Below are 1,681 nucleotides of genomic sequence, written 5' to 3' on the forward strand. Positions count from 1 at the left end.
TGCTCGGACTGGCGCGACAGCGCGGAGGCCGCGGCGAGCACCTGGCTCGCCGCGGCGCCGGTCTCCTCCGCCGCGCCCGCGACGCCCGCGATGGTGCCGGTGACCTCGCCGGTGCCGGTGGCGGCCTGGGCGACGTTGCGGACGATCTCCTGGGTCGCCGCGCCCTGCTCCTCCACCGCCGCGGCGATCGAGGTGGCGACCCCCGAGATCTCCTCGATCCGTGCGGTGATCCCGCCGATCGCGCTCGCCGCTTGGCCCGTCGAGGACTGGATCGCCGTGATCTGGCTGGTGATCTCCTCGGTGGCGCGGGCGGTCTGGCCGGCGAGTTCCTTCACCTCGGCCGCGACGACCGCGAAGCCCCGTCCCGCCGCACCGGCGCGGGCGGCCTCGATGGTGGCGTTGAGCGCCAGGAGGTTGGTCTGGGCGGCGATCGACGAGATCAGCCCGACCACGTCGCCGATCCGCGCCGTGGCCTCGGTGAGGGCCCGCACCTGCCGGGCGGTCTGCCCGGCTTCCGCCACGGCGGCCTGGGCCAGCCGCGCCGAGCCGTCGACCTGGCGGCCGATCTCCTGGACCGAGGCGCCCAGTTCCTCCGCGGCGACCGCGACGGTGCCGACATTCGAGGAGGCTTCCTCGGCGGCGGCGGCCACGGCGGTCGATTGCGCGGCGGTCTGGGTCGCGGTGGCGGTCATGGTCCGGGCGGTGGCCTGGAGCTCGTTGGCGGAGGCCGCGACCTGACCGACGATGCCGCCCACCGCCCGCTCGAAGGTCTCCGCCATCTGGCGCATGCCGGCCCGGCGCTGCTCGTCCGCCGAAGCGCGGGCGAGCGCCGTCTCCTGCTCCAGGGCCCGGGTGCGCAGGATGTTGTCCTTGAACACCTGGACGGCGCCGGCCATGGCGCCGATCTCGTCGCGTCGCGCGATCCCCGGCACCGCGACCGTGGCATCGCCGTCCGACAGGCGCCGCATCGCCGTCGCCAGCCCGGCGATGCCGCCCACCACGCGCCGCTGCACCGTCACGATCGCGACGACGAGCATCAGGGCGATGAGCCCGGCGACCGCGCCGTTGACCAGCACCAGCCTGTCGGCCCGCGAGGCCTTGGCCTGCGTCTGGAGAACCATGTCGTCCATGATGGCCATGGACAGGTCGGTGATAGCGTTGCGCCCGGCGAGGATGGCGCTGTCCCATTCCGCCTTGTCGATGGCGGGCTTCCGGCCCTCCGAGGCCGCCGCCAGCACGTCCTTGCGCATGGCCGCCAACGGCCCGCCGAAATACAGCGCGTCGGCCCGTGCCCGCGCCTCGCGGACGGCCTGGCTGGCCGCCCCCGAGGCGATCATGCGGCCGACGATGCCCCAGCCCGTCTCGACCTGGACCGCGAGCCGGTTCATCTCGCCGGCCTCCGCCGCATTCGCCGCACGATTCGCCGCCGTGACCAGGCTGAACACCGAGCCGAAGCGGCTGGTCGTCATGCGGACCTGCCACGCCACGGACTGGGCGTTGAGCAGCACACCCATGCTCGGGTCGTCGTGCTGGATGCGCGTCGAGACCGCGTCGGAGGCGGCCTCGAGGGCGGCGATGACGCGGGCCGCCAGATCGGCCGCGCGCTTGGCGAGGTCCTTGTCCCGCCCGGCCCGCGGCTGCGCGAAGGCCTGGTCGAGGGCGGCGCGCAGCGTCGTCCATT

1 protein-coding gene is annotated in these 1,681 nt (G+C 74.6%); it reads right to left on the reverse strand.

The genetic code is table 11. The annotated features are described in order from the left end of the window. The coding region (locus tag QR78_RS29275; protein ID WP_048431143.1) for a methyl-accepting chemotaxis protein at window positions 1-1,681 on the reverse strand (1,681 nt) is incomplete at both ends.

Source organism: Methylobacterium indicum, from assembly GCF_001043895.1.
GTDB lineage: Bacteria > Pseudomonadota > Alphaproteobacteria > Rhizobiales > Beijerinckiaceae > Methylobacterium > Methylobacterium indicum.